General features: G+C 40.7%; 3 protein-coding genes. All 3 read left to right on the top strand.

All coding sequences use genetic code 11. The features are described 5' to 3' along the window. The first annotated feature begins 20 nt into the window (after positions 1-20). Positions 21-974, top strand: a complete 954-nt coding sequence (locus ACH2DQ_RS22525; protein WP_394910771.1) for a ParB/RepB/Spo0J family partition protein — start codon at positions 21-23, stop codon at positions 972-974. A gap of 265 nt (positions 975-1,239) precedes the next feature. Continuing rightward, a complete protein-coding gene (locus ACH2DQ_RS22520) occupies positions 1,240-3,906 on the top strand; it encodes a DEAD/DEAH box helicase (protein WP_394910770.1) in 2,667 nt (888 codons plus the stop codon). 64 nt (positions 3,907-3,970) lie between these two features. Next, the coding region (locus ACH2DQ_RS22515; RefSeq protein ID WP_395028417.1) for a UvrD-helicase domain-containing protein at positions 3,971-4,854 on the top strand (884 nt) is incomplete at its 3' end.

The following is a 4,854-nucleotide window of genomic DNA, read 5'->3' as shown; positions in this document are numbered from 1 at the left end:
ATATGAAGGGTGGGAATTAAATGGCGGTAAAAGGCAAAAAGACAGGTTTTAGCTCTACAGATTTTATGAAGGCACTCGCCGGCACTGCAAAAGAGGATATGCAAAAAGCTGAGCAGATGCAGGAAGACACTAAATACAAACAGCTGGTAGAAAGTACAGGTAAGATATTAGAATATATCAGTTGGGAATTAATGGATGACGCTCCTGCCGATTGGAACAGGTATCCAAGGCTTAAGGACAGTGATCGCGCCACGTATGCGCAGCTTATGATGTCAGTTGAACAGCATGGTACTTTGAATGCTTTGATATTATGGCAGAGAGAAAACGGCAGATATATGCTTCTGGCAGGTCATAACAGACGAGACAGCAACAAAGATCTGTATGAAAAGTATAAGGATCAGTCAGAGGATGAGAAAAAAAGGTTTTTATATCTTCCCTCTATTGTATATCAACAAAATGAGCTAACGGATGAACAAGCCAGAGATATAATTGAGGATACAAATTATCTGCAGCGGCCAGAGAATACGAAAATGACTGTTGAAATGGTTAAAAGACGCATTCAAAGGGCGAAACAATTGAAAAATAAAGCGGGTGAGACCATTGAAGAACTGTCGAAGTCAATGGGTATTCAAAAATCAGCAGTTTATGAATGGAAAACAATTGGAGAAAAATTAATTCCTCAGTTTCAAGAGATGTATTTTGATAAAAAAATACAAAGAAAAGCTGCTTTGAAGCTTGCCCTATTTGATGAAATGATGCAAGAATGGATCTATGAAAAGTATAATACCCATCTCACAGATAATAAAATAATGTCTTTAAAAAAAAGTATGAGGAAGAAAGAAGATATAGCAGAAGCTTTGGATGATCCGATCATAATGAGAAGAATTAATATAACCGTACCTGCCGGCAGAGAAGAAGAAATAAAAAAAGTTCTATCAGAATATCTGAAAAATAATCCAAATCCCGTTTCCTAAGGACTAACAAATTGAGAAGAAAGAGTATGCACAAAAATATAATGTGTATACTTGCTCTTCTCTTTTTTTAGAAAATGAAGACTCAATTGAATACAAGGTAAATATTGTAGATTAATTATAAAATTTAGTGGTTGACAAATGAAAAGAATACGCAGATCCGGTTTGTAATTCCTGCAGGTAAAACCCAAACTGAAAAAAAAGATGTAATTCAATGACCGATGGGCTATAATATAACAATAAGTTTAAATAGAATAGGAGCATTTTCGTGAATATACAGGATTATACCATTTACAATAAAACAATTCCCAAGAGGGCAGCGGAATATGTTGACTATCCTGAGGGATTATCAGAGGAAATCTGCGGATATTTATCCTCCAGGGGCATTTTAAAACTTTACAGCCATCAGGCTGAAATGTTCCTGGAGGCTGTAATGAAAAAGAACATAGTGATTACTACTTCTACGGCCAGCGGTAAAACGTTAAGTTTCCTGCTACCTGTGATACAGGAAATCCTGGCTGATCCTCTTGCCAGAGCAGTATTTATTTATCCTACGAAGGCTTTGGCAAGCGATCAGTATCGTGCACTTCTGCCTGTTCTGGATTATTTTGGAGAAAATAAAATCTCAGCCGGGGTATACGATGGTGATACACCGGTAAATGAAAGAAGCAGAATCCGAAAAAGTGCCAATATTATTCTGACAAATCCTGAAATGATAAACAGTGCGTTTTTACCGAATCACAGTAAATATGGTTTTGATTTTATATTTACAAATCTGAAATATGTGGTGATAGATGAGCTTCATACATACCGCGGCGCATTTGGATCGCATTTGGCAAATGTATTCCGCAGGCTGGGAAGGGTATGCAGGTATTATCATTCATCACCACAATTTCTCTGCAGTTCGGCAACCATTGCCAACCCGGTGGAACTGGCGGAAGGAATTTGCGGACAGCCATTTGTAAGGATTGAACGAGATGGTTCAGGGGCATCGGAAAGAAATTATAAACTGGTTCAGCCACCCAAAATTATGGGGAAGGATAAGCAATATTATGGACAGGTACAGTCTGCTGCTGTTGCAGCAGAACTTCTACCGGAGTTAGTGGAGAATGGCAGCAGCTTTATTGCATTTGCCAGGTCCAGAAAAAATGTGGAGATTATTCTAAAGGAAGCCAGAGATAAGCTGGAAGCGGAAAGCTTCTTTGGATTATCTCTCACCGATAAAATATCGGGTTATCGTGGTGGGTATACGCCGCTTGAACGCAAAGAGATTGAAAGTAAGATGATCTCAGGAGCATTGTGCGGATTAGTTTCCACGAATGCTCTGGAACTGGGAATTGATATTGGGAAAATAGATACAACGGTTCTTTCCGGGTATCCGGGCACAAGGGCATCTTTCTGGCAGCAGACAGGCAGGGCAGGAAGAAGCAATAACAAATGTACGAATTACCTGATTCTGGATAATCTTCCTTTTGACCAGTATATCGCCATTAACCCGGAATGGCTTTTTGCATCGGGCAGTGAGAACGCAGTTATTGATAAAAATAACCTGCTTATTGAACTGTCTCATATTCGTGCAGCGGCAGCTGAGATTCCGCTGACTCTGGATGATATATCACTGTTTCCGGACCTGGGTGAGACTATTCCGGTTTTAATACGTGCAAAGGAACTTACCGGTCAGAGCGGAAAATTTGCCTGGACAGGAAATGCTTTTCCTGCGGGGGACTTCAGCCTGAGGAATATTGACAAATCCAGATATAAACTAATGAATCAGGATAACCAGAAAGAGATTACGGAAATGGATGAGCTGCAGGCTTTTCGTGAAATTCATAAGGGCGCAGTTTATATGCATGACGGCGTGCAGTATCAGGTTCTGAAATTAGATTTGGAATGTAAAACGGCATATGCGGTACCTTTTCAGGGAAACTATTATACACTGCCGGGCAGCAACACCAATATCCGGATTATTCAGGGCAGCAAAGAGCGGGAATATAAACGGGTTTCGATTGCATTTGGAGACGTAAATGTGGATGAAAAGGTCTATATGTTTAAAAAGCTCCAGTTCCACAATCACCAGAATCTGGGATATGAGCAGCTGGAACAGCCGTTATCCAAGGATTATGATACGGAGAGTACCTGGATTAAAATTCCTGAAAATGTGGTGAAGGCTTACAGGCGCCTGCTCCAGGAAAGCCCAAGCGGCCAGTTAATCCGAAACAATCACTTTGAGGGATTATGCTATGCAATTAAGAATGCAGCAATGATGGCAACGATGACGGAGCAGGAAGATATAGGAGTTGTCACGTCTGGAAATGCAATTGGCATGGGAGAAAATTTTGCTTCCGGCGAGGTATTTATGTTTGTCTACGACAAATATATCGGAGGACTGGGATATTCAGAGAAGGTGTATGATCTGGCGGAACAGATCATTCAGAATGCCATTACCATGGTAAGCGGATGCAAATGTGATAGAGGATGTGCCGTGTGTATCGGAGATTACCGGTTAGATAAAAACATGGTTCTCTGGGGACTTAAGAACCTCCTGGAGGAAGAACCGGTTCCAAGAGAGGTAAAGCTTGTGGAGTATGCTCCGTCCACATTTATGAAAAAACAGTTTCAGTTTGCAGAATTGCCTGAAAAATGGCAGGAATTCTGCAAATATTTAAAGGAAAGAGGGGATACCTTCGCAGCCTTTCTCAGTACAATTCCGGAGGTGGAAACGGATGGCCAAAATCTGATACTTTTCACAGACAGCAATTTTTATAAGGATTGGATTCTGGAAGAGAACAATAGAAAGAGCCTCTTAAATATTATATCTTTTTACACGGAGGCTCCACAGGGAATACGTTTGCAGATAAAGCAGAGGGATCAGGGAAGAAACCGGAAGGAAGTAAAGGATAAATTACAGAGAAGATATGAAGATCTGATGGATTAGAGCTTGTGGAAATATCTTAAACTATATATCGACGTATTTACGCAGGAGGCACGAGGAGATTACTATGCAGCTTGAAGAAGATTTGGAACGGCTGAACCAGTACCAGAAAGAAGCAGTGCTGGATGATAGCAATGCCTGCATTGTCAATGCAAATGTTGGCAGCGGAAAGACAACGGTCTTGATTTCTAAAATCATGTACCTGCATCATGTGAAAAAGGTTCCATACCAAAATATGGTGGTGCTTACATTTACCAACAAGGCAGCAAATGAAATTAAGGAACGGCTGTCCGGGAGTGCAGTGGGACTGGATATGGAAGAACTGGGAACGTTTGGTACGTTTCACAGTGTGGCACTCTATCTTTTGAGAAACAGGCTTCCTATAGAGAACCTGGGTTATACAAGAGGATTTCTTGTAATAGAACCAGAGGAAGAACTGGATATTGCAATGCAGGTGATAGAGGAACAAAAGCTGGTTATTAAATATAAAAACAGGTTAAAAAAGAGATTGGAGCAGGCGGTGGCAGGACAGCTTACCGAAAATAATTCCCGCATCCAGGATGACATCTTTAAACTGGTAAGGCTGCTGAGGGAAGAAAAAGTGAAGCAGAATAAAATGTCTTTTTCGGACTTACTGGAAAATACAAATCAATTGTTGGAAACAGATGGCATGGATGTCAAATGGATGATTATTGACGAGGTACAGGACTGCGATAAAATGCAGCTGGATTTTATGGAAAGGATGATGAAGGGCGATACCAGGCTGTTTGCTGTGGGAGATCCGAACCAGATTATATACAGCTGGCGTGGGAGCACCTGGAATGTATTTTATGTTTTAAAGGATAAATATCAGGCTAAGGAATTATCCCTCCCGATTAATTACCGTTCCAGCAGTTCTATTTTAGAAGTGGCTAAATGTTTTTTACAGAATGGGACACCCCTTCAGGGGAT

This window comes from Robinsoniella sp., from assembly GCF_034124845.1.
The sequence above is the reverse complement of the archived record's forward strand: the minus strand, read 5'-3'. Positions and strand labels throughout refer to the sequence as shown.